Raw genomic sequence first — 23,684 nt, forward strand, 5'->3', positions numbered from 1 at the left:
TCGTCAAGTCGAATGCGGCGGGTATTTTCGTGTGTCATGAGCAAGTCGTTCCGCACCGGCAAGTCCGGTAAATCTGGCAAAGTCGGTAAACCCGGCAAAGCAACGGCCAGAAAGAAAAACAGTGCGGGACCAATCGCATTTTTCGTATCCCTGTTTATCGTGGCTCTTGGCACCATTCAATTGGTTTCCACGTTTCACACCTATGCGCTGAACCTTGCCGAACTCAATGGCCTCAAACGAGAGGAAGCCTCGTTGGTGGCCCAAAAACAGGAATTGGAAAACGACATCAAACGTTGGGATGACAAAGCCTACGTCACCGCCCAAGCTCGTGAGCGTCTCGGCTTTGTGTTTCCCGGGGAGACCGCAGTTCATGTGCTTCATCCGGAAGCCGTAACCGGCGACGAGGATTCCAAGTCTGATTCGTCCTCGTCCTCGGAATCCAACAAGAAAGTGCTGCCATGGTACAGCGAGCTCGCCTACTCGTTCAAGAAAGCCGACGAGCCTGTGTCTCAATCAAAAGATGACAGCTCGGGCGGCTCTGATTCCGGCAATACGCAGGATGAACGGAACAACACGCAAGACAGCAATCAGACCAACACAGGGGAGGGAACCCAGCAGTGACCATCGATATCGACGCCAAGGCCAAGGCTCTCGTTGACGCGATTCTTGCCGAACCCGCGACCGACCATGACATCGATGTGGTGCAACGCCAGCTTGGACGTTATCCGCGCGGCATGGTTGCTGTGGGTGCCCGATGCGTATGCGGGCGTCCGCTCGCCGTCATCACCCGGCCCGTGCTGCCCGGCGGCATACCATTTCCCACCACCTGCTACCTGACGGGGCCTGAGGCGGTCAAGGCCGCCTCCCACGTGGAAGCGGCCGGCATCATGCAGCAATACAACGACATGCTGGGCGCCGACGAGGAACTGCAGGCCGCCTATAGGCAGGCACATGAACTGTATCTGGCCTTCCGCCATGAACTGGCAACCCGTTTGGACGACAGCGAGGAGCACATTGAGGGGACCTCGGCCGGCGGCATGCCTGTACGTGTCAAATGCCTGCATGCGCTACTGGCCCAATCGCTGGTCATGGGGCCGGGAGCCAATCCAATCGGAGACATGGTACTCGAACGAATCAAGGATGAGTTCGACCCCGCCCTCTGTCGCTGCTCGCTGGAGGACTGAGCAACGATTCCGCGCATGGCACGTGTGCCATTGTCCGTACAAGAAGAAGAGGAAAGCGATGAGCAAGGAATCCGTAACCGTTGCCGGTATTGATTGCGGCACGAACTCCATCCGATTGAAAGTCGCGCGCGTGGACGCCGACGGCATGCATGAAGTCGTACCCCGCATCCTGCGGGTAATCCGACTCGGTCAGAACGTGGACAAAACCCATCGTTTTGCCGACGAAGCATTGGAACGCGCGTATGAAGCCGCCCGTGAGTTCGCCGGCGTACTCGCCGAGCATCCGGTCGACGGCCTGCGATTCGTGGCCACCTCTGCCACGCGCGATGCCGAGAATCGTGAGGAATTCGAGGATGGCATCGAGAGCATCCTTGGTGTCCGTCCTGAAGTCATTCCCGGTACCGAAGAAGCCGATCTCAGCTTCTTGGGTGCCACTTCCGTAGTCAACCGAGATGATTTGCCGGCACCCTATCTGGTGGTTGATTTGGGAGGCGGCTCCACTGAACTGGTGATCGGCGGTGATGGCGTGAACGCCCCCACCACACAGGTGCAGGGTGCATTTTCCATGAATATCGGATCCGTGCGCATGACCGAACGCCATCTCGTCACCGATCCTCCCACACAAGCGGAGATTGATGAGGCGATAGCCGATATCGACGAGCATATCGATGAGGCGTTCCGTACTGTGGACGCTGGCAAGGCACGTACCATCATCGGCGTGTCCGGTACGGTGACCACCATGACCGCCCTGGCCATGGGATTGAAGGAATACGATCACACCGTGGTCGATGGCCATCGACTGAGCCTTGAAGATGCGTACGCAGTGGATGACCGATTCCTGCGCATGACCCGAGCCGAACGCAGCGCATACAAGACCATTCATCCGGGCCGTATCGATGTGGTCGGTGGTGGCGCTGTGGTCTGGAGCCGCGTGCTCGCCAAAGTGAGCGAGGCGGCCCAAGCCGATCACGGCGAGGCCATCGACTCGTTCGTCGCGAGTGAACATGGTCTGCTGGATGGCATTGTGCTCGATTATGGGTGCCGTCTTCTCGCTCGGTAGCGTACAATAACTAAGCCGGTGAAAATCCGGCAGGCCTCCATGGCGAAATTGGTATACGCAGTCGACTTAAAATCGACCGCTTCGGCTTACGGGTTCGAGTCCCGTTGGAGGCACTCTCACTCCCCGTGATCAGCATCGTTTGCCGCGGGGATTTTTCGTATCGGTCGCCCTCCCGAAACAAACAGCCGTTAGTCTGTGTGATGTTGTGACGATGAATCTGATGAAATGAGGGAACGCACATGGCTTCACGCTGGACCGACGTCGAACGGGTCGATGAGGGCGCCTTGCCCACCATGCTCGCCCAGGCCGTCATCGCAGGCACCTCGCTGACCATCGGCGCCATCGCCTGTTCCGGCTTCTACCTGTCCATGATCGGCAATGTGGTGGCTTTGCTGCCGTGGGTGACCGTCATGGTGCTGATCGCCGTGGCTTTTTCCTACGTCGTCGGATTCGCTTTGCTATGGTGCTCCGAAGCGCTGACCATGCGCATGAAGGACGCCTTCAAGCCGTGGGCCTATGGTGTCGTGGGACTGCTCGGCTATGGCATCTGGGGCATGTTCGTCATGAGCGCCATGATGAACTCGCTCAACCAGCCGTTGAACGGCGTGGTATTGGCTAATGGCGATGTCATTGCCCTGACCGTCAACTATGCGGTGTTCGGATTCATCGCGTTCCTGCTGGCGCAGGCGTATGCGCCGAAAACCGCCACTAAAAAGGGTTTGACCGTTGGACTCATGGTGGTGCAGATCGCGCTCGCCATTATCGGCATCATCGTGCTGGTGATGATGTTCTCGGCATTGTCCCACTAAAGCATTTTCGGCCGTGCCGCACTGAAACTGGCACAGAGCCGAAGTGCCGTGTCTCCTTCGCGGCATGGACGTATGCTGGTATATGTCGTTAATGGCTATACGGCGACGCTTGTTCAGGAGAAGGAGAGCTATTGTTCAGCGTGCTTGACATGTTCACCATCGGCGTGGGTCCCTCTTCCTCGCATACCGTGGGGCCTATGGCGGCAGCATACGCGTTCTCTTCCTCGTTGCAGCAGAAGCATGTGCTGAATCGTGTTACGCGCGTCAAAACCACGCTGTACGGTTCATTGGCCTTGACTGGGCTCGGCCACGGTACCGATCGCGCCGTTATGGCCGGACTCGAAGGCAATGTACCGGCCACAGTGGATACCGATCATATGCTGCATATTCGCGAGACTTGCGCGCTGGATAACACCTTGAATCTCGCCGGGGCCAAGCGTATTCATTTCGATTATGACCATGACGTGATTTTCGAGCAGTGGAAGCGCATGGCCGCCCATCCCAACGGCATGCGATTCCAGGCATTCGATGATGCCGCCAACTTGGTCGACGAACAAGTCTGGTATTCCATCGGCGGCGGTTTCATCCGTCAGGGTGCGCCCGATGATTCCATGATCGGCATCCATGACCGTCCTCCGGCCGGCACGTCCTTCGCCGATGAAGACGAGTCCGCTGTGGAACCCGTAACCGAGGTGCCGTATCCGTTCCATTCCTGTACGGAATTGGTGGCACTGTGCCGGCGTCACGATATGAGCATTGCCGATATCGTATGGGCCAATGAAACTGCGCTCCGCCCGGAAGAGGCTGTCAAGGCCGAGCTAGATGGCATATGGCAGGTGATGCGCGACTGCGTGAGCCACGGCTGCACATCCAAGGAGACGGTGCTGCCCGGCGGACTTGACGTACCCCGGCGCGCGCCCAAGATGTATCAGCGTCTTGCTTTCAACTCCGATGTGCTTCGCCGCAACAGCCGTCGTAAGGATGCCGTGCTGGAATCCTCGGATGCCGCATGGGTGGATCTATTTGCTCTGGCTGTTTCCGAGGAGAACGCCGGGGGAGGCCGTATCGTCACTGCGCCGACCAACGGCGCGGCAGGCATCATCCCCGCCGTGCTCCACTATTATTGGCACTTCGTGGACGATGCCGATGATCAGGGTGTGTCCACGTTCCTGCTGACCGCCGGAGCCATCGGTTACCTGTTCAAACGTAATGCCTCGATTTCCGGTGCTGAAGTCGGATGCCAGGGCGAGGTCGGCTCGGCCTGCTCGATGGCCGCTGCAGGTCTTGCCGCTGTTATGGGCGGCACACCCGAACAGGTGGAGAACGCAGCGGAGATCGGCATCGAGCATAATCTGGGGCTCACCTGCGATCCGGTGGGTGGTTTGGTGCAGATTCCCTGCATCGAACGCAATGCGATGGCCGCCAATACCGCCATCAATGCGGTACGTATGGCCATGCTCGGCGATGGCTCGCATATCGTGACCTTGGATCAGGCCATAGCCACGATGAAGCAGACCGGCGAAGACATGATGGCCAAATACAAGGAGACGTCCAAAGGCGGTCTTGCCGTCAACGTCGTTGAATGCTGACTTCCGCAGGTTTGCCAATAGTGCTATTGTAGGGCGCATTGTGTCTGTGAAGGAGGACTCATGGCAGATCAGATGCCCAAGGTGAATGCCGAATTCGGCACCACGCCCGTTATCGAGTTTCCGGCGCCCGAGGCCCCGAAGGGTCTCAAGGCCGTTGAGTTGGCTGAGGGCGACGGCCCGATGGTTCGTCGCGGCGACACCGTGACCGTGAACTACCACGGCGTGGTGTGGGGCAAGGACACCCCGTTCGACTCCAGCTTCGACCGCCACCAGCCTGCCAGCTTCGGCATCGGCGTGGGTCAGGTCATCAAGGGTTGGGACCAGACTGTGCCGGGCCACAATGTGGGTTCCCGTCTCGTGGTGTCCATCCCACCGGAATACGGATACGGTTCCCGCGGCGTTCCGCAGGCCGGCATCGGCGGCGAGGACACGCTGGTATTCGTCATCGACATCATTTCCACCCGCTGACGCCTGTTCAGCATGTGACGAACGCCGGGGTCGCAGCCGGCGTTTTTGTTATAGATAACGTATCTTCATTCAGCATCAAACGGTTCAGGAGGACGATATGGCTGAGGACAAGGTCTACCTGCTGACGCAGGAAGCATATAACAAGATGAAGGAAGAGCTGGCCCATCGTGAGGGCGAGCTGCGTGAGGAAATCGCTCACAAGATTGCCGTGGCTCGTGCCGAGGGGGATCTGTCCGAGAATGGCGGTTATCAGGCCGCCCGCGAGGCGCAGAGCAAGAACGAAGGCCGTATCACCGAGCTCACCGTCAAGCTGCGCGACTCCAAGATTATCGAAAACGCTCCTGAGGGTACCGTGGGCAACGGTTCCGTGGTGACCATCGAGCTCAACGGCAACGAGATGACCTACGTGCTCGGCAGCCGTGACATCGTGGCCGGCACCGACTACGAGATCATGACCCCGGATTCCCCGATCGGCAGGGCCATCGAGGGGGCCAAGGTGGGCGACACCGTCTCCTACACCGCACCGAACGGCCGTGAGCTGTCCGTGACCGTCAAGGCCGCCAAGCCGCTGGCCTAAGTAGGCAGAAGCGCATAGAGCAAGAGCCTGAAACCTCGTATTGAGGTTTCAGGCTCTTGCTCTATCGGCTCTCGCGCGTTGCGATTAATGCCACAGTGCCACGATTACCATATAGATCGCCACCATGTGGCAGGCATAGCCGGCTACGGTGCCGCAGTGGAAGATTTCATGGAATCCGAATACGCGCGGCCAGGGATCCGGCTTGCGCAGCGCGTAGACGATGGCGCCGAGGATATAGCAGGCACCGCCCGAGCACAACAGCACCACCACGGCGGGGCCCGCATACGGCGAATTCCAGAACATCACCATATAGGCCAGACCATAAATGCCGAAGATGATGTACACCACCGTATATAGCCATCGCGGCGCATTGATCCAAATCACGTGGATGATGATGGCTATGACCGTGCATGCCCACATCGAAATAATGATGATATTGCGCCAGAATGGTTCCAGCGCGAATGAAACCGGCGTGTATGTGCCGGCGATGAGCAGAAAGATATTCACATGGTCGATGCGGCGCAGCACATCGGTGACGCGGGGGCTCCAATCACCCAGATGGTAGCAGGCTGAATTGGTGAACAGCACCAACGATGATGTCATGAATACGGCGCATGCCCATTTCAGACTGGCCCCGTGTGCCAGGCAGATCAGTACGATGCCTGCGGCCAAAGACAGGGGAGCGGCCACCGCATGAATCCAGCCGCGCATAGCGGGCTTCGGACGGCCGTGAACATCGAGACGAATCTTGCGCTCCACTTCCGCAGGGGCGATGCCCTCGATTTTCAGTGCCCGGTTCTCTGCCTTGGCCAGCGTGCGGCTGGCCTTCTCTTCGGCTTTGGCTCGAATGGCTTCGGCCCTGAACTGCGCCTTGACGCGTACTGCTTCCGCTTTGGCCTGCAGCGCCTGTTCGCGTGCCTCTATGACGGCCTGACGCTTCGTCTCGACATACGAGTCAGACGGTTCGTTGACGGCCTCGGAATTGGTCTGCTGGGTCGTTGCCATCTTGTCGTCGGTTGCTGATGCCATATGATTCCTCGTTCCGCGCGAGCTGACGGTCATTCCTTACGTTTCCGTAACTTACGTTAGCGTAACCTACTGGATTGTCAATACCGACTCACCTGTAATTTATCATCAGATCACATCACGTAATTCGGCGATAAGCGGAACCTATCTGCGTATGATGGACACATGGCTGATTTTTCACATATTCTCGCAACGCGCCCCGATTTCGACGACGACGACCGCGAATGGCTGCACCATCTCGTTGCCGACTGGCAGGTCATCGCCGATCTGAGCTTCGCTGATCTGCTGTTGCTCGTGCAGAACGGCGACGGCAAGTACGTGGTTGCGGAACAGTGCCGCCCCTCCACCGTGATGACCCTACGCGGTGATGATGTGGTGGGAGACACCATGCCCGATGATATGACCGGTGAGCTGGACGCCGCCATGCAATCCAGCGTGGTGTTCCGTTCCACTGTGCTGCGTACCGTAGGCAAGGCCACGGTGTGCAATGTATACGCTCCGGTGCGGCACAATGGCAAGACGCTTGGCTTGGTGGTGCGTGAGACGAACATGGCCACGCGTGAATCCAATGGTCGCTACGAATCCGAAAGCATCAATGCCGGAAAGCAACTGTATGAGATGATTCCGCGCGGTCAATTCCCTTACAAGGATTCGGTGATGAGCCAGCGTCATATCGCGCGCGTGGCGGACGGCTTCATCATCCTCACCGTGGACGGCGTGGTGCGGTATGCCGCTCCCAACGCCATCAGCTGTTTCCGCCGTCTCGGCCTGCTCAATACCATGCCCGGCCAATACCTGAGCGAGCTGGGCACCCAGCTACTCAAGGAGAACGATCCGGTGCCGGATACTTTGCCGCTGGTGCTGGCAGGCAAGGCGGCCGTTGACTCCGAGCTCAACGCCAACCGTTCCGCCGTCTCCATGAGATCGCTGCCGCTGTACGACAATAACGGCCGTGTCGGTGCGATTATCCTATGTCGTGACGTCACCGAGCTGCGCCGTCGCGAGCAGGAACTGCAGACCAAGAACGCCACGATTTCCGAGATTCACCATCGTGTCAAGAACAATCTTCAGGCGGTTTCCGCGCTACTCAGGCTGCAGGCGCGCAAAACCCAGTCCGACGAGGTCAAGAAGGAACTGCAGGAGGCCCAGCGCCGTGTGCAGACCATCGCCATGGTGCACGAGGGGCTGAGCCAGACAGCCGATGAAGTGGTGGACTTTGACAAGGTGATTGCCAACCTGCTGCGCATGGCTGTGGATCTGGCAACCATGAAGGATCAGCACATCGAAATCAATTACATGGGCAAATTCGGCATGATGCCCGCCCAAGACGCCACGCCGTTGTCTCTGGTGCTTACCGAGCTCATCACCAATTCCGTGGAGCATGGATTCGAGGGGCGCAAGGAGGGACATATCACGATCTCCGTGGGACGTTCCGGTCCGAACCTCAATGTGGTGGTCGAGGACGACGGTTCCGGCCTCGGCTCTGAAGAGCAGGGCGGCATGGCACGTTCCTCCGGTTCCGGCTTGGGTACGCAGATCATCAACACCTTCGTGACCAACGACTTCGGTGGTTCCGTGAACTGGGAGTCTCGCCGCGAAGGCGGTACCCGTGTGGTGCTGGATATGAAGCTGCGTGCCGCACAGGACGAGTAATAGCCCTAACGCAAAAACCCTCCCAAACGGGAGGGTTTTGCATAAACAAGCAAAAATATCAGATCTGCATCTGCATAGCCTGCGAACGGCGGGCGCGCATGGCACGGCGCTTCAGAGCGCGGCGCTCGTCTTCGCTCAGGCCGCCCCAGACGCCATAATCCTGATTGGTGTCCAATGCGCACTTGAGGCATGCATCAATCACCTTGCAGGTACGGCATACGGCCTTGGCCTCTTCAATCTGATTGTATGCGGCACCGGTGTTGCCCACCGGGAAGAACAGTTCCGGATCCTTGTCACGACATGCGGCCTTGGCTCGCCAATCAAAAGCGTTGCTCATTGCTTGCCTCCCTTAAAAGCCCTGTGGCTGATGTGATTTTCCTTAAGTCCTGTACAAGGTAACCACGAACCGGTGCGTTTTTCAAGAGGTTTTGCCCAGAAAAAAGCGGAGATTTTATGACGCGCACTGCACAAGGCATGCCGAGGCACCCGCAATCAGAACCGCGCGGCCAGGCGTGTCCAAATCCTCCTGCCTCATCGTGTTCACCAGCGATGATGGTATGCCCGCTACCAAATCTGCCGTTCGATCTCCGCAGGGGAACACAATGCGTGTGCTGCAATGGTCCGGGACCCGTATGTGGCGGGGTGAGCGCACCGCGAATACCACGATAATGGACGAATCGGCAAGGGCTTGCCTGAACCGTACGGCCTGCGTATCGCAGCAGAGCGGATCCAGCAGGTCGTCGGCGTCGTCAACCAGCCATATCAAACGTGGTGGTGCCGGTGCGATGCGCGTTGATGCGGCACTGAGCCGGGGACGATGCTCGGTCGTCGTGAGTCGTTGGCCCCTGTATAGACCGCTGATATGCAGCATCAGGCCGTCCATGGCACTTACCTGGCGGGCAATGACTTCGAGCAGCGTGGTTTTGCCCCGTCCCTGAGGTCCGATGATGGCGATATTGCCGCAGTCAAGGGGCACAACCGCATCGGTGAGTGTGATGCCGTTATCCGATAGACCAAACCGAATACGATCCACCTGCCCGGATACCGGATGGTCTTGGACACTCCGTGGCAGGGGAGAGGTGAACAGTGATGGTCGCGAACGTGTCCCCACGAATTGGGCAGCGAACGCGATTTGCCGGCAATATACATCGATATTGTCGGCTGGCGCGCATCTGAATGCCGTCACGTGTTCGCCGTCATTGCAGTAGGCGGCACCCGGTAGTGCGGGACTTATGGTCGCAGCTCTGGAATCGCCCAGCAGCTCGGTGGATTGTAATCCGTCTCGCACGCGCAGACAGATGCTAATGGCCATATTCGCTTTCATATCGGTGCTGACCTGACCAAGCGGATTCTGCGTGCAGGCGATTAGATGCATGCCCAGGGAGCGGCCAAGCGAGGCGATACGCACCAAGCGCGGCATGTAATCCGGCAGCTGGTCTTTCAGCGCATGGAATTCGTCGATGACCACGACAAGTCGAGGCGGTGCGTCGCGCATGTCATCAATATCGGATACATGCAGGTCGGCAGACAGCTTTTCACGGCGGGTCAGTTCGGCTTCCAAGGCCTTGAGCGCCCGTGCGGCATGGGCCAGATCGAGATCGCAGACGCTTCCGATGGTGTGGGGCAGTTGCTCGAGTTTACGGAAAGCGGCACCGCCTTTGAAATCAAGAAAAACGAAATTAAGTTGATCCGGACCATTCATGGCCGCCAAAGCTAAGCACCAGCTTTGCAGCAGTACCGATTTGCCGGAGCCGGTGGTGCCGGCCACCAGAGCATGAGGGCCCTGCCTGTGCAGGTTGAGCATGAACGGGCCGGACGCGGTGACGCCAAGCGGCACATCGTAATCGGAAGGCTCAAGCCAGTTGCGGACTATGGTTCGCCAGCCAAGGCGGTCGAACGTCAGCAGGGATTCGATGGAGGGCGCATCGGAAGCGCAGAACATGTCGGCAGCGTCAGGGGAGGGGCCTCGGGGAGCGTGGTGTGTCTCAGTGGACTCGACAGGGCTTTGGGACGGTTCGACATATGGCAGCGGCAATGTGACGAGCATCGATGCAAGGCCACCGACGATGCCGGGAACCATGACTAGGGCAAACATCCATTGCCCGTGCAACGCCATCATTGCCAGCATCATGATCTGTGCCACTATCGGGGCGGCCGCAACGAGCACCATCACGCGGGAGCGTGCGCCGCGCGGAGCGGTTGTGGCACCCTTTCTTGCAGGGGCCGGTAATGAACGATGAAATCGTATTGTGCGTTGCCGTTCACGAGTCATGCTTTCAGCGTGAATGAAGGATGCGCGTAGCGCAAGCGATAACGGGATATGTGGTTCCAGCTTGCCGGGCGTGCGTCGCGGCACGCTGATTGGCTGAATTATCAGCTTTCGGCGAGTGTACCTACGGTTCCTGCGGCGTGGGTGCCCGCAGCCAGCTGGCTGAACAGTTCGGTGTTCTTGGCATCGTCAAGCAGCACGGAGGAGCCGACGCCATCCACGTAATAATCGGGATTGGACCAGTACACGCTGCCGGATATGCCCTTGCTTCCTGTGGCGTCTTTGAACGCCAACGCCATATTCACCAAGGTTAGCGGCGTGGTTTTCCCATCGACGGTAAGCGCACTCAAGCCGGCTTCAGCCATGGTCGTCACCGTCTTGGGATTGGTCAACGTCTCCTTGCTGGAGGCCTTCTTGACAATGGCGGAAATGACCTGACGCTGGCGGGCATTGCGGCCAAAATCGCCGGTGGCATCGGCATAACGCATACGAGAGAACGACAATGCAGTCGAACCGTCCGCGTTATGGCATCCAGCTGTCCAGTTCAGGCCGGAATAAGCATCCTGTACGTCCTGGTCGTAACACAATTCCACGCCGCCCAAAGCGTCTACGACCTTCTGCAAGCCTCCGAACTTGACCTGTGCCACATGATCGATTTTCTGTCCGGTCAACTGCTCTATCTCGCCGACCAAGGCCTTTTTGCCGACCAGCTGAGCCACGGCATTGATCTTCATGTATTGGTCGTCCACGTTCATCAAGGAGTCGCGCGGAATGGAAATCAGTGAACTGGGGCCGGATTTAGGCTTGGTCAGCACCAGAATCGTGTCGGTTCGGTATCCGCTGATATCGTCTACGCCACCAAAGTTAGTGGAACCGTCACGCTCATCGGAACCGAGAATAAGCCAGGTGGAAGCCGGCGTGTCGGCTGCGGTGGTCAGCCAATCCGCTTTGTTGAGCTTGCCGTCCACCCAGCCCCAGGCGCCGAACACGGCGAGCACCAGTGCTGCGATAAGCAATATGACTGCGCCGATGACGCCATTGCGGACTTTATGACCACGGCCGCGTATCGCTATGGCGCTGTTGTGCCCGGACGTCATAGCTACCACGGGCGTTCTGGAGGGGGTGGCGGAGCGAATGACGGATGATGCCGGCGTGCTGGCATTGCGAGATGAGCCGGACGAGCGGCGTGCCTGCGTCGGTGGAATGCTTTGCGGCTGGGAGGAGGCCGAGGTGCTTCTGCGAGCGGATCGGTTCACATTGGGGGAGAAGCTGGGCGGTATGCCGTTATCGTTGCCGCCGGCGGCTCTGGGTGTTCGCGACGATGATGAGGGAGTGATGGTACGTGGTGTCTGTGACGATGCTCGTGAACGTCGGCCTGCCGAAGGAATAAAACTCGGCGGATTGATCTGCGGATCTGCCCCACCTGATTCCTGCGTCATGCAATCCTCCCAAAACTGCTCAATTTACTGAATGACACTTTTGCACATGCTGTGCCGTGCCATACCTAGGGAGCGCTGTTCCTGTGCAGGAACGGCACAATATTCATCTCAATTGGTTATGGAGTGCAGTGCTCGGTGGACGGCATATAGCACATTGAGGCGGAAAAAACTGTAATGACACGAGACTTGATTTGACAAATTCCAAGTCACATGTGTGTAATTTGTGGGTACAAGTACAACTCATAGGCAAGGAGGGTCGCATGTGGGGTGCGATTGACGATTCTGCCGAAGAGCCTTTGAATGAGTTGTGGGGACTGTTCAAGCCCGATGGTGATGTGTCTTGGCAGCACAAAGCATTGTGCGCACAGACCGATCCTGAAGCGTTCTTTCCGGAAAAAGGTGGTTCGACACGCGACGCCAAGCGCGTATGCGCCAAATGCGAAGTCCGCGAGCAATGCCTGAAATGGGCTATTGACCATGACGAGCGTTTTGGTATCTGGGGCGGTATGAGCGAGCGTGAACGCCGCCGGTATAAGAAGGACCACAGGGAACAGGCATAGCTATATGCACGGCCACTTCAAGGTCAGTGCGTACACTGGGAGTTTATGAATCCGACAGCGAATAGCGATATCCATGAAGCTGTGGTCGATGCCATATCGGCAAGGCCATACACGCACCGGCAGGATGTGGATGCCGGCATAGTGGCGGTAGTCACCGTTGAAGCGGATATGCGTTTTCTCAATGCCACGCTTCGCTCGCTGCTCACGCAAAGCGTATTGCCGGGCGTTATCGTCATAGCCGATGCCACTGGGCTCACAACGCGATCGGTGCAAACTTCATTTGAGGTGATCCACTCACCTGCAGGTCCCGCAATGGAGGTGCCGCAGGCAAAGCAGGTGAGCGTGCAAGTGGTGCGTGCCAAGGGGGCGCGTTCATTTGGTGATGCCGTATCCAAGGCGCTCGCCGCCGCCGATCTTGATTCTTCCACGCGTGCGGTGTGGATGCTGCATGATGATTCCCGTCCTTCGGATAACTGGTGCCTGGAGCGATTGCTCGAGGCGTGGCGCAATGCTTCCGGAGCCGGCATCCTAGGATGCAAACAGTGCGATTGGGGAGGCACCCAATTGCATGATGTTGGTATGTACGCCGGCAATCATGCCGTGCACTCCCTCGTGGTCGACGGTGAGCCCGATCAAGAGCAATATGATGGTCGGCAGGATGTTTTCGCGGTTTCCCTTGCGGGAGCATTGGTTCCGTTATCGCAACTCAGACGACTGAAGGGCATTAATCATTGGTTCACTACCTACAGTGAATCGGTTGACTTCTGCCGCCGTGTCTGCTTAAGCGGCAGGCGCGTGGTTATTGTGCCGCAGGCGGAAATCTCGCATCGTCGCGCACGCTATGAGGGCATCCGTACCCGTGGCGGCGAACCGTTGAATGAGGAGAGTGCCATCAATCCGGCCATGACGGTGGCTCGTTCGCAGCAGCGGTATCTGTACACCGACATTGCACGCTCGGCATGGATGGTGGTATGGCTGTGGCGTTTATTGCGTAGTTTCGGCATGGCCATCGCGATGTTGTTCCGCAAAAAGCCATATGAGGCATGGGTGCAGCTGTGTCTGCCGTGGTTGGCGTTGACCTCCATCGCCGGTGCCATGCGATCGCGCAGTCTGGTGACTCGGCAATCCAAAGTGTCCATGTCCTCATTGCAGGTGCTGACTGCCGATCGCCAGCAAATCAAGCAATTCCATGACCGTCGTGACGCGTTCATGGCCCAGAAGGGGCTGGTATTGCTGAGCCCTCTGGAACGTGCCCATCTCAGGATTCGTCTGATGCGCCGCTGGGCGGGGGCCTTGGGATTGGCCGTGGTGTGCTTTGTAGCGGTGATGCTGCTGTATTGGCCGGTGTTCCGTTCGCTGTTCTCTGACGGATCGTTGTATTCCAATGCGTTGTTGCCCACGGGCGCAAGTTTCGAGCAATTGGTGCAGTCCGCCACTACGCCGTGGGTGTTTGGATCCGGCGTTGGCCTTCCCGCACCCCCCACGCCGTGGCTGTTGGTATTGATGGTCGCGTCCATCGTCACTGCTGGTCATGTTCCTGCCGCCTTGGGACTGATCTTGTTTGCCGCTGCGCCGTTGAGCGCCTTGTCATTCTGGGCACTGGCGGGTATCTTTACGCGTTCGGATGTCGTCCGTGTGCTGGGCGGATTGCTATGGGCCTCAACCGGCATGATGTTTGGCTGGTATGCACAGGCGAATCTTCCCATGCTCACTGTTCTGGTGTTTTTGCCTGCCGCTTTTGCATTCGTGTTCCGTGCAGTGGGCATGTACCACACCGAGGATCCGTTGAAGCCTCACCCGTCCGTACAAGCCGCGGCCATCTCCGCGTTGTGCTTTGTTCCCGTGGTGGCCGCTGAGCCGCAACTGCTGCTGGCGTTGATTGTGGTATTCCTTATTTTCCTGCTGTTCGTGCAGCGCAAGCGCGCCGCATTATTGCTGATTCCCGTGCCTGCAGCTTTTGCCGTGGCCCCCACCATTCTCAACTCCATCCGATACGCAGACGAAGGATTTTGGCGTCAGCTGTTCGGCGATATCATGTTGCCTTCCTCGGCGCAGAACGGATCGCCGGCCTCATTGAGCCTGCTTGAATCGGCTCAACGGGCGTTGGGCTGGAATCCTTTGTCCGGACAGGCCGTCGATATTGCAATGGCTGTGGTCTTCATAGCGATTACCATCCTGGCGGTTGCCTCGTTGGTGTTGCCTTTTGCACTGAGAACATCACGACTGATGTGGGTGGTCATCGTCTGCGGCGGTGTGCTGGCCATGTCTTCAAGCCGTATTGCCATCTCAGTCGATGCTGATGGCGTGGTGGCGGGTTCCGCCCAGCCCGGCATGCTGATGATGATCATGGGTTTCCTGGCCTGTGTCTGTCTGGTGGCCGGCGGTGCCGTCAAGCGGTTCCTTCCGCTGCATTCTTCGTCCGGCGAGCAGACCACGGAGAATCGTCTTCACCCGTTGATTGTCTTCGGTCGTGCCGTTCTTGCGGTGTTGCTGGCTGTCTGCATCGGTATTCAATGTTGGTATGGACTGGTGCGCCATCAAGATGAGGGACTTAATGTTTCCGGTTCCGGCCTGCCCATGGTGGTCACCGATTACCTGGAGTCCGGAGTGGACCATCGTGTGCTGGCGGTCAGCGCTCAGACACGCAATACGGTCAATTACACGGTGATGCGCACCTCCAGAGGCGATTTGATCGATAGTTCGCCGGTGGAACGGGTGCGTTTGCTCGATGGCAAGCATGATGACGTCGATCAGGTGCTGGCCAAGGCGTGCGCGACTTTGCTGTCCAATCCGGACGAGCAGGCGATTGCCGATATCAGCGCTCTTGGTTTTGGTGGCATCTATGTGGTCGCCGATACGCAATCCGATGCCGATACAGTGCCTTACGAACAGTTGAGCACCAATATCGCCGCTTCGGACGGCACGCAGTCGCTGGTCTCCACCGATGCCGGCAGCTATTACCGACTCACGCTGCAGAACGCCGATGCCCAGAATGTTGACACCTCTTGGCAGCAGCGTACACAGCAGAGCGCTTGGCGATATGCATGGCTGATTTGCCTATCGGTGATTCTGGTGCTGTATTGCCTTGTCGCAGTGCCGCGCAGACGGTTGCTTGCCGGATTGGAGGTGGAAGCATGAGCAAGGAGATAGTTTCCAAGTCTAGGCGTGTGACCAGCGTGGTGATCGGTGCGATCACCATGATTGTGCTGATTGCGTTGCTGGCCGTTTTGGTGGTGCTTCCTGGATCCAAGCAGTGGGTGGATGCGGTGGCGGCCACCGACGACGCCATCGACCAGACCGTCAGTCCCACGCAGACTGAGGCCTATTGTCCTGCCCCTATGGGGTTGGCCGATACTGGCAGCTACGGGGATAGCGCCTTCCAAGCGACAACCGGTAACCTCAGCACACAAGCGCGTTATGCCGCTTTTGACTCCGTATACAGCGCCACGGTATCCGCGTTCGGTGATGATTCCGCTGACAACATCACCTTGAAGGATGCCGATCCGACCGATAACGACGCCGTCAAAACAGGTGCCCAGTCAATCGACAACGGGTCTCGCCTTCTCGATACACGCATGCTGCAGGCTGCTGAAGGCACAGGCACTGTCGGCTCCATTGCCTCCTGGGCGGATGACGGTGACCTCAAAGGTGTATCCGCATCATCATGTGAGACCACGGCCTTAAGCCAATCATTCCTGCTGTCCGGTACGGCGACCGGCACCACGCAGCAGCTGATTATCGCCAATCCCTCCACCAAGCCCACTACCGTGGAGATAAAGATTTGGGGATCGAAGCAGTCAGGCGAGATGGCATTGTCCACGCAATCCTCATTGGCCATTCCCGCCAGCGGCGAGAATGCACTGGACTTGGCAGCTGCCGCACCGAATCAGCAGGGGCTGTACGTCACCGTATCCAGCAAGGAGACTCCGATCGCGGCTGTTGTCCGCACGGTGTCCATGAATGGACTGACGTCAAAAGGCTCGGATTTCGCGCTGCCGCTTCATGATGCGTCCAATGCCTCAGTGGCCACGTCGATCGCGAAGGGCGATGCGGTGGATGCCTACCTATATGCCGCTTCCGCGACGGGTGTCACGTTGTCGTGGATCACCGAGCATGGTCTGGTACAGGCAAAGGATGCAACATTGCAGGCCAATCGGGTGACCGTCGTCGATTTGGGTGAGGCTCCCGAAGATGCATTGGGCGTGATGTCCACTGCCGAAGACGATGTGGCTTTCAGTGTGAAGGCGTCCCAGTCCGGTGATGACGATCAGGCTGATTTCGCCCTGATTAATGCCGCGGCTCCGGCTTCGTTTACTGGTCTTGCCATTCCTGATGATGTGGATGCCACGGTATCGTTGGCGAACTCGTCCAATCAGTCACGTAAGGCCACGTTGCATGCCTATGACGCCGACGGCAAGGCTACCGCCTCCAAGGAAGTGGAGATTGACGCCAATGCCGCCACGACGATAGATATCAAGGATCTGTCGAAAGACAATGAATCGGCGGTACTGTTGATGCTCGAGGACCAGTCTCAGCAGATTGGCTGGGGCGTGCGCTTGACCCACGCCAACCTTGGCGATGACAAAGTCGCCGGTCTGGCATCGCTGGGTGCCACGCCGCTGATGCCTGCCACCACCCATGTCTGGGCGCGCAGCAATCCCTCGATCGTCCACTAGGCGAGTGGACCCTGGGTTTATTTACAGTCCAAAGTCAGGGTCGATTTCCTCGGGTCTGCGGCCGTAGAGTTCCGCCATTCGGGAAACCAGCTCGTCACGAATCGCCAGTTGCAGTTCGATTTTGGTGGGTGCTTGCGTCTGTAACGGCATGCGGTACAGCACGATGCGTGCCGGAATGCCATGCCCTGCGGGGAAGCATTGCGAGGTCATATTCGGCTCGACCTGCCACGGCACCGGATCCGACGGCGGCACATCTTCCACAGCGAATTGTAACGGGCGCACCAGTTCGGGCCAGGCATCGCCGAGGCGACGCACCTGAGCGGCCACCATATCGTCGAACATGCCGGTACGTGTGCGGTAGCGGGGCAGTCGGGTGCCGAACATCGGGGTGCGCGTACCCCTGCCGTGACGATTGCGGTACACGCGGGCATTCCAAGGTGGCTGAAGCATGGTTCCACCATAGGCCAAGGCGACGGCAACATGCGCTAGGATTGGTTCATCGAATCGAATCTCATCAGCAAGGAGGACACGGCGAATGGTGGTACGTTCGTGGGCCGAACTTGATTTGGATGACATATGCGCGCATGCACGAGTGTTCGGCTTTGATCTGGACAACACGCTGGCCAGTTCCAAACAACCTATGGAACCCGCGATGATCGCACGATTCAGCGCGTTGACCGCGCACGCGACCGTGGCTTTGATTTCCGGAGGCGGCATGGACGTCGTCACCTCACAGGTGCTGGATGTATTGGGCCCGGATGCCGATCGCGGCCACCTGCATGTCATGCCTACGTCAGGCTCCCGCTACTATCGATGGGATGGGGAGCGCTGGGCGCTGGTCTACGCACATGATTTGGATGACCGCACCGTTGCCGCCATCACCTCCAGTCTGGAACGGCGCGCCAAGGAACTGGGCATGTGGGAAGAACATGTCTGGGGGAGTCGGATTGAAAATCGCGGCAGCCAGATCACCTTCTCGGCGCTTGGTCAGTATGCGCCCGTTGTCGCCAAGCAGTCATGGGATCCGGACAATATCAAGAAACGAGCGCTTGTTGAAGCGGTGAAAGCGGATTTGCCAGATTTGAGGGTGCGCTCCGGCGGATATTCCAGCGTGGATGTGAGTCAACATGGCATCGACAAGGCCTATGCGGTGCGTCGTCTTGCTGAGATACTTGATGTGCCGGTCGGCGGCATCGTATTCGTAGGAGATCGCATGACTCCTGACGGCAACGATTATCCAGCCGTCGCAGCCGGTGCCGTGGGCATGAAGGTCGAGAACCCCCAGGATGCGTTGGGCCTGATGGATGCATTGCTGCAACGTGTGGGAGCATCGGCCTAAACGGTCGGGAGGCCTGCCTGGACGAAAGGGGATGCGTGTTGAGCTGGGATCGCCGTGATTCGTTGCTGGGCATGATGCGTGACGCGTTGTTTCCTCGTGGCTGTGCCGGGTGTGACAGACCGGATGAGGTACTGTGCGGCGACTGTCGTTCCCTATTCGCCAACTGGCGCAACCGGGAACTGGTATCAGGTCAAGAAACTCAGGGTGCTGTGCACACATGGTCCGCGTCAACATATCAGGGAGTCGTCAGGCATGCGATTCTTGCGTGGAAAGACCATGATGATACCGAGCTCGATACGATATTCGGCGAGGTAATGGCCTCATTACTGGAACACAGCGCCATTCACCGCTCCTGCCATCGGCAGACCGCCGTGCTCGTGGTTCCGGTACCTTCATCGCCGGCTTCGATGCGGCGCAGAGGGAGACGGCATATCGATCCGTTATCCAAGGCCGTGGCAAACGCATTATGCGATTACGGCTTCGATGCGAAACCATATCGGGTATTGGCCAGTATTGCATCGGGCGGCCGATCGGTGCAGCAGGCGTCATCGGCTCAACGCGCCCAACGCATCGGTGGACGAATCGCACTTGTCTCTGATGCCGTGATGCAAGGCCAACAGGTGGTACTGGTCGATGACATCATCACCACCGGCTCAACGTTGCGCCAATGCGCGCAAACCTGCAGACAGGCCGGCGCCGAGGTCATAGGGGCAATGACGCTTACCGAAGCCAAAAAGGTGGTATAACAACAAAGAATCCTCGCCGGATCGACGCGGATTCATTTGCGGCCGTGCGGCCCTAGATCACTCATTGGCAATGTGATATTTGGGCAGGGTGATCTCAAAATCGGCGCCACGGGTGTCGTCCACGACCCTTACGCTGCCACCGTGCAATTGGGCGGCCCATCGTGCGATGGACAGGCCCAGGCCGGTGCCCCCGGATTCAGTACCCGGTCCCGTCTTGCCTTTGACGAAGCGGCGGAAAATATCGGAACGATCGGAAGGCGCAATCTGTGAGCCGAAATTGACCACATTGGTCACAATGGTGCCGTTGTCTTTGTCTTCATGCGTTTCGACCAGCACCGTGGTGTTATCGGGGGAGTGCTTGAGCGCGTTGGCAATGATGTTGGTGAACAGCTGACGGAGACGATCCTGATCGCCTTCCATCGTGATGTCATCGCTCACGCGCATCTGAATATCATGAGCATGCCCGCCATCGGCGATTTCCAACGGTTCAACGGTTTCGTCCAGGAATTCGGCGACGTTGAACTGCTCGATGTTCAGACTGGCGGCTCCAGCTTCCATACGGCTCAGATCCAGCAGGAAGGCAATAAGATCGCTCAGGCGCTGCGTCTGGGTAAGAATGCCCTCAAGATTGGCTGACGTGGGTTCAGTGACCCCATCAGCCATGTTCTCGACCATCGCCTGCAATGCAGACACCGGCGTGCGCAGTTCGTGGCTAACGTTGGCAATCATGTCCAGACGCATTTTGTCGGCATGCTCTAACTCTTCGGCCATTTCGTTGAAGGAGCGCGCAAGCTGGCCCACTTCATCATGACGTTCCTGATCGATGTTCACACGCACGGTGTAATCGCCCTCGGCCATGGCTTCAGCCACGTCACGCATCTGGCGCAGAGGTGCGGTGATACCTCGAGAAAAGAAATAGGTAATGCCCAGCGCCACTACCAGAGTCAGGGGCATGGCAATCCAACCGGACCATCCGAATTTCAGGAGAAACCAGCACATCGCGAAGGCGATGGCGGTGGCGCAAACGATAAGCGCACTGAGCTCCAGCTTGAGCGAAGAGAACAAATCAACCGGCTTGACACGCTTGGTGGCGTTGTCGAGCCGGGATTTCGTTGATTGCGGAGATGCCATTACTCGGTCGGCGGTTCGAAGGCGTAGCCCACACCATGCACGGTGCGAATCATATCGGCGCCAAGCTTATGGCGCAGGGCCTTGACGTGGCTATCGACGGTGCGGGTGCCAGAGGCATCCACCCAGTCCCACACCTCTTCAAGCAGCTTCTCACGAGTGAGCACCGACTTCGGACGACGTGCCAGCGTGGCCAGCAAATCGAATTCGGTCGGGGTCAGGTGCACCTGCTCACCGTTGACGGTGACGATGCGCTGGGCCGGATCGATGACCATGGAACCGAAATCAAGAATCTTCTCGTTCTCGGAATTCTTGGCGATGACCTTGGCGCGTTCCACGCGGCGCAGCAGCGCCTTGCAGCGGGCGATGAGCTCACGCATGGAGAACGGCTTGGTCATGTAATCGTCAGCACCGGCACCCAGGCCAATGACCTTGTCAGTTTCATCGTCACGGGCGGTGAGGATCAGCACAGGAACCGGGCGCTCGGCAACGATACGCTTAGTGGCTTCAAGACCATCCATAACCGGCAGCATGATATCCATGATGACCAGATCGGGCTTGAGCTGCAAGGCGGCCTGAACGGCGGAAGCGCCATCTCCAGCCACACGGGCGGTCCATCCTTCAGCAGTGATGCGCTGGGCGATGGCAGTGGCGAGTGTCGGCTCGTCCTCCACTACCAACACCGTGCGCGGAGCCGTGTTCTGATGCGCTGTGGAATTCAGCATGAATAGTTACCTTTCAGCCTGTTGGCTAATTCAGTTCTCTGGCTTCAAGAATACAACTGCGAGAGCTGGAACGGTGATTTTAGCCGAGAAAGGCCTTGAATGGTATTCTCCGGCGTCCGCCTCGAACGTGCCGTTATGGATGTCGGAACCGCCATACTTGGCATCATCGGTGGTGAACACTTCGGTCCATTTGCCGCCGATGGGCAGTGCCACCTGGTAGTCGGACCATGCCTCGCCGGAGAAGTTGACCACCACGGCCAGCGTCTCGCCCTTGGTTCCGATGCGCAGGAAGCTCAGCGTGTTGTGATCGGCATCGTCGCTGGTGAGCCACTGGAAACCGGCCGGATCGAAGTCCTGGCTCCACAGTGCCGGATTCGCCTTGTAGAAGGCGTTGAGGTCGGCCACCATGGTCTGCACCTGGCGATGATCCTGCCAGTTCAGGCAATCCCAGTCGATGGAGGCATCGTGATCCCACTCGCCCCACTGTGCCAGCTCGTTGCCCATAAAGGAGAGCTTCTTGCCCGGGTGAGCCCACTGGTAGGCGAACAGTTCACGCACGCCGGCCATCTTCTGCCAACCGTTGCCCGGCATCTTGCCATATACGGATCCCTTGCCGTACACGACCTCGTCGTGGCTGATGGGCAGCACATAGTTCTCGGAGTAGGCATACACCATCGAGAAGGTGATTTCATTGTGATGCCACTTGCGGTTGATGGGCTCCTCATGCAGATATTCAAGGGTGTCATGCATCCAGCCCATGTTCCACTTGAGGCCGAAGCCGATGCCGCCGGCGGAAGTGGGGGCGGTGATGCCCGGCCATGCGGTGGATTCCTCGGCGATCATCATCACGCCGGGGTTGTTCTTGTAAGCGGTGGCGGTGGCCTCCTTGAGGAAGTCGATGGCCTCCAGGTTCTCGCGGCCTCCGTAGATGTTCGGGCGCCACTGACCGGGTTCGCGGCTATAGTCGAGGTAGAGCATGGAGCTGACGGCATCCACGCGCAGTGCGTCGACGTGCAGGTCCTCAAGCCAGAACAGGGCGTTGGCCACCAGGAAGTTGCGCACCTCGCGGCGTCCGAAGTTGAACACATAGGTGCCCCAATCGGGGTGTTCGCCGCGCAGCGGGTCTGGATCCTCGTACAGCGGGGTGCCATCGAAACGGCCGAGCGCAAAGGCATCCTTCGGGAAGTGAGCGGGCACCCAGTCCATGATCACGCCGATGCCGGCCTGATGGAACTTGTCGACCAGGTAACGGAAATCGTCGGGGGAGCCGAGGCGTGAATCCACCGCGTAGTAACCGGTGACCTGATAGCCCCAGGATCCGGAGAACGGGTGCTGGGCCAACGGCATGAACTCGACGTGGGTGTAGCCCTCCTGCTTGACGTAGTCCACCAATTCCGTGGCTAGGTCGCGGTAGCTCAGGCCCTTCTTCCAACTGCCGGCATGCACCTCGTAGATGGAGACCGGGCCGTTGTGCGGGTTGGTGGTGCGGCGGTGCTGCATCCAGGCGTCATCGGCCCACTCGTAGGAGGATTCGGTGATGATGGATGCGGTGTTCGGCGGGATTTCGTGCTGACGCTCCATCGGGTCGGCCTTCATCTCCCACACGTAGTTGGCATTGAGGATTTGGAACTTGTAGTTCTCGCCTGCGCCAAGACCGGGAATGAAGATCTCCCACACGCCGGAGGAACCGAGCTCGCGCATGGCGTGGCGGCGGCCGTCCCAGGCGTTGAAGTTGCCGACCACGCGCACGGCGTGGGCGTTTGGCGCCCATACGGAGAATGCGGTGCCCACCACTTGTTCGCCGGGCGTGCCATCGGCACCGCCCATCGGGTCGTCATAGCGCAGCACGTGTGCGCCGAGGGCTTCCCAGAGCTTTTCGTGGCGACCTTCGCCGAACAGGTAGGTGTCCATTTCGCCGAGTGTGGGCATGTAGCGGTAGGGGTCATCCTCGATGAGCACGTCGCCGCTTTCCCATTCGGTTTTCACGCGGTAATCGGGAATGGTGGGCTGCTTCTTGGTCCCCGCGGCGGGAACGGTGGTCACGAATACGCCGTTGTATTCGTGTGTCATCGGATATTCGCCGTCTTGGGTGAGAATGGTCACGGATTTGGCAAGCGGACGCAGCACACGGATTGTGGCGGTATCGGCATGCTTGCCAATGCCGAGATGCCCGCCAAGAACTCCGTGGGGGTTGTAGAATTCAGCATTGCTCACCGCGTCGAGGTCACTTTGGGCAACAGGCACGGTGACGGTATCTTCCTTGATCTTCGTTTCATTAGCCATGCCCCAAAGTCTACGTGCGTTGGTGTCGGAAACGCTACATTGGCGCGTCGAAAATGGCGAATTTATGCCGCTTAGAGTGTTGTCGCCTGATTGTGAGCGCTCTCATTGTCCCAGTCCAGACCATATGGCACAATTATTCGAGTTTTTGTGAGT

The 23,684-nt window shown here is 58.4% G+C and carries 22 protein-coding genes and 1 tRNA gene; 15 read left to right on the top strand and 8 right to left on the bottom strand.

What is annotated here, in order from left to right; all coding sequences use genetic code 11:
- Positions 1-36: 36 nt before the first annotated feature.
- The 8 genes from BBBR_RS03395 (at position 37) to BBBR_RS03430 (ending at position 5,687) form a co-directional block, all read left to right on the top strand.
- Positions 37-621, top strand: a complete 585-nt coding sequence (locus tag BBBR_RS03395) for an FtsB family cell division protein (protein ID WP_003828876.1) — start codon at positions 37-39, stop codon at positions 619-621.
- Positions 618-1,184, top strand: coding sequence for a DUF501 domain-containing protein (locus BBBR_RS03400; RefSeq protein WP_003828877.1), 567 nt, complete (start codon positions 618-620; stop codon positions 1,182-1,184). Before BBBR_RS03395 ends, BBBR_RS03400 begins: the two co-directional genes overlap by 4 nt.
- A gap of 58 nt (positions 1,185-1,242) precedes the next feature.
- Positions 1,243-2,244 (top strand): Ppx/GppA phosphatase family protein, encoded by a 1,002-nt coding sequence (locus tag BBBR_RS03405; protein ID WP_003828878.1) that lies wholly within the window; start codon positions 1,243-1,245, stop codon positions 2,242-2,244.
- Between the two features lie 33 nt (positions 2,245-2,277).
- Positions 2,278-2,357, top strand: a tRNA-Leu gene (locus BBBR_RS03410).
- 126 nt (positions 2,358-2,483) lie between these two features.
- Entirely contained in the window at positions 2,484-3,053 is a 570-nt protein-coding gene (locus BBBR_RS03415) for a hypothetical protein (protein ID WP_003828879.1), read from the top strand.
- Positions 3,054-3,184: 131 nt separating this feature from the next.
- A complete protein-coding gene (locus BBBR_RS03420; protein WP_015438654.1) occupies positions 3,185-4,642 on the top strand; it encodes an L-serine ammonia-lyase in 1,458 nt (485 codons plus the stop codon).
- A gap of 60 nt (positions 4,643-4,702) precedes the next feature.
- On the top strand, positions 4,703-5,110 hold the full coding sequence (locus BBBR_RS03425; protein ID WP_003828883.1) for an FKBP-type peptidyl-prolyl cis-trans isomerase: 408 nt from the start codon (positions 4,703-4,705) through the stop codon (positions 5,108-5,110).
- 97 nt (positions 5,111-5,207) lie between these two features.
- The gene (locus tag BBBR_RS03430; protein ID WP_003828884.1) at positions 5,208-5,687 is read left to right on the top strand and encodes a GreA/GreB family elongation factor; all 480 of its coding nucleotides are present in this window, start codon (positions 5,208-5,210) and stop codon (positions 5,685-5,687) included.
- 84 nt (positions 5,688-5,771) lie between these two features.
- Here BBBR_RS03430 and trhA read toward each other — a convergent pair whose 3' ends face one another.
- Positions 5,772-6,692, bottom strand: a complete 921-nt coding sequence (gene trhA / locus BBBR_RS03435; RefSeq protein WP_032738248.1) for a PAQR family membrane homeostasis protein TrhA — start codon at positions 6,690-6,692, stop codon at positions 5,772-5,774.
- A gap of 186 nt (positions 6,693-6,878) precedes the next feature.
- On the opposite strand from trhA, the gene BBBR_RS03440 reads away from it, so the two are divergent.
- Positions 6,879-8,366: a sensor histidine kinase gene (locus BBBR_RS03440; protein ID WP_025262901.1), complete on the top strand. Its 1,488-nt coding sequence runs from the start codon at positions 6,879-6,881 to the stop codon at positions 8,364-8,366.
- 58 nt (positions 8,367-8,424) lie between these two features.
- Here the strand turns inward: BBBR_RS03440 and BBBR_RS03445 are convergent, their stop codons facing one another.
- From BBBR_RS03445 to BBBR_RS03455, 3 genes are all read right to left on the bottom strand, one after another.
- Positions 8,425-8,703, bottom strand: coding sequence for a WhiB family transcriptional regulator (locus BBBR_RS03445; protein WP_003828887.1), 279 nt, complete (start codon positions 8,701-8,703; stop codon positions 8,425-8,427).
- A 114-nt stretch (positions 8,704-8,817) separates the two neighbouring features.
- Positions 8,818-10,536: an FtsK/SpoIIIE domain-containing protein gene (locus BBBR_RS03450; RefSeq protein WP_003828889.1), complete on the bottom strand. Its 1,719-nt coding sequence runs from the start codon at positions 10,534-10,536 to the stop codon at positions 8,818-8,820.
- 203 nt (positions 10,537-10,739) lie between these two features.
- Positions 10,740-11,840, bottom strand: a complete 1,101-nt coding sequence (locus BBBR_RS03455) for an LCP family protein (RefSeq protein WP_225851424.1) — start codon at positions 11,838-11,840, stop codon at positions 10,740-10,742.
- Here BBBR_RS03455 and BBBR_RS11065 point away from each other — a divergent pair.
- From BBBR_RS11065 to BBBR_RS03475, 4 genes are all read left to right on the top strand, one after another.
- Positions 11,770-12,105: a hypothetical protein gene (locus BBBR_RS11065; RefSeq protein WP_014483897.1), complete on the top strand. Its 336-nt coding sequence runs from the start codon at positions 11,770-11,772 to the stop codon at positions 12,103-12,105. The genes BBBR_RS03455 and BBBR_RS11065 overlap by 71 nt on opposite strands.
- Positions 12,106-12,334: 229 nt before the next feature.
- A complete protein-coding gene (locus tag BBBR_RS03465) occupies positions 12,335-12,634 on the top strand; it encodes a WhiB family transcriptional regulator (protein ID WP_003828894.1) in 300 nt (99 codons plus the stop codon).
- 45 nt (positions 12,635-12,679) lie between these two features.
- On the top strand, positions 12,680-15,772 hold the full coding sequence (locus BBBR_RS03470) for a glycosyltransferase family 2 protein (protein WP_003828896.1): 3,093 nt from the start codon (positions 12,680-12,682) through the stop codon (positions 15,770-15,772).
- Positions 15,769-17,310 (top strand): DUF5719 family protein, encoded by a 1,542-nt coding sequence (locus tag BBBR_RS03475; RefSeq protein ID WP_003828897.1) that lies wholly within the window; start codon positions 15,769-15,771, stop codon positions 17,308-17,310. The genes BBBR_RS03470 and BBBR_RS03475 overlap by 4 nt, the downstream gene beginning before the upstream one ends.
- Before the next feature lie 21 nt (positions 17,311-17,331).
- On the opposite strand, the gene BBBR_RS03480 is transcribed toward BBBR_RS03475, so the two are convergent.
- Positions 17,332-17,694 carry a metallopeptidase family protein gene (locus tag BBBR_RS03480; protein WP_025221423.1) on the bottom strand — a complete coding sequence of 121 codons (363 nt, stop codon included), beginning with the start codon at positions 17,692-17,694 and terminating at the stop codon, positions 17,332-17,334.
- Between the two features lie 151 nt (positions 17,695-17,845).
- Between BBBR_RS03480 and BBBR_RS03485 the strand changes: the two genes are divergently transcribed.
- Together BBBR_RS03485 and BBBR_RS03490 are read left to right on the top strand one after the other, a co-directional pair.
- Positions 17,846-18,649, top strand: a complete 804-nt coding sequence (locus BBBR_RS03485; protein WP_003828902.1) for an HAD-IIB family hydrolase — start codon at positions 17,846-17,848, stop codon at positions 18,647-18,649.
- 71 nt (positions 18,650-18,720) lie between these two features.
- The gene (locus BBBR_RS03490) at positions 18,721-19,395 is read left to right on the top strand and encodes a ComF family protein (protein WP_003828904.1); all 675 of its coding nucleotides are present in this window, start codon (positions 18,721-18,723) and stop codon (positions 19,393-19,395) included.
- Between the two features lie 57 nt (positions 19,396-19,452).
- On the opposite strand, the gene BBBR_RS03495 is transcribed toward BBBR_RS03490, so the two are convergent.
- Genes BBBR_RS03495 through glgB form a run of 3 tightly spaced genes read right to left on the bottom strand, consistent with a single transcriptional unit; the run spans position 19,453 to position 23,531 of the window.
- Positions 19,453-20,526: a sensor histidine kinase gene (locus BBBR_RS03495; RefSeq protein ID WP_003828906.1), complete on the bottom strand. Its 1,074-nt coding sequence runs from the start codon at positions 20,524-20,526 to the stop codon at positions 19,453-19,455.
- Entirely contained in the window at positions 20,526-21,248 is a 723-nt protein-coding gene (locus tag BBBR_RS03500) for a response regulator transcription factor (RefSeq protein ID WP_003828907.1), read from the bottom strand. The genes BBBR_RS03495 and BBBR_RS03500 overlap by 1 nt, the downstream gene beginning before the upstream one ends.
- A 30-nt stretch (positions 21,249-21,278) precedes the next feature.
- Positions 21,279-23,531 carry a 1,4-alpha-glucan branching protein GlgB gene (glgB, locus tag BBBR_RS03505; protein WP_003828908.1) on the bottom strand — a complete coding sequence of 751 codons (2,253 nt, stop codon included), beginning with the start codon at positions 23,529-23,531 and terminating at the stop codon, positions 21,279-21,281.
- Positions 23,532-23,684: the final 153 nt, after the last annotated feature.

Origin of the sequence: Bifidobacterium breve DSM 20213 = JCM 1192, assembly GCF_001025175.1 — a bacterium.
GTDB classification, from domain to species: domain Bacteria; phylum Actinomycetota; class Actinomycetes; order Actinomycetales; family Bifidobacteriaceae; genus Bifidobacterium; species Bifidobacterium breve.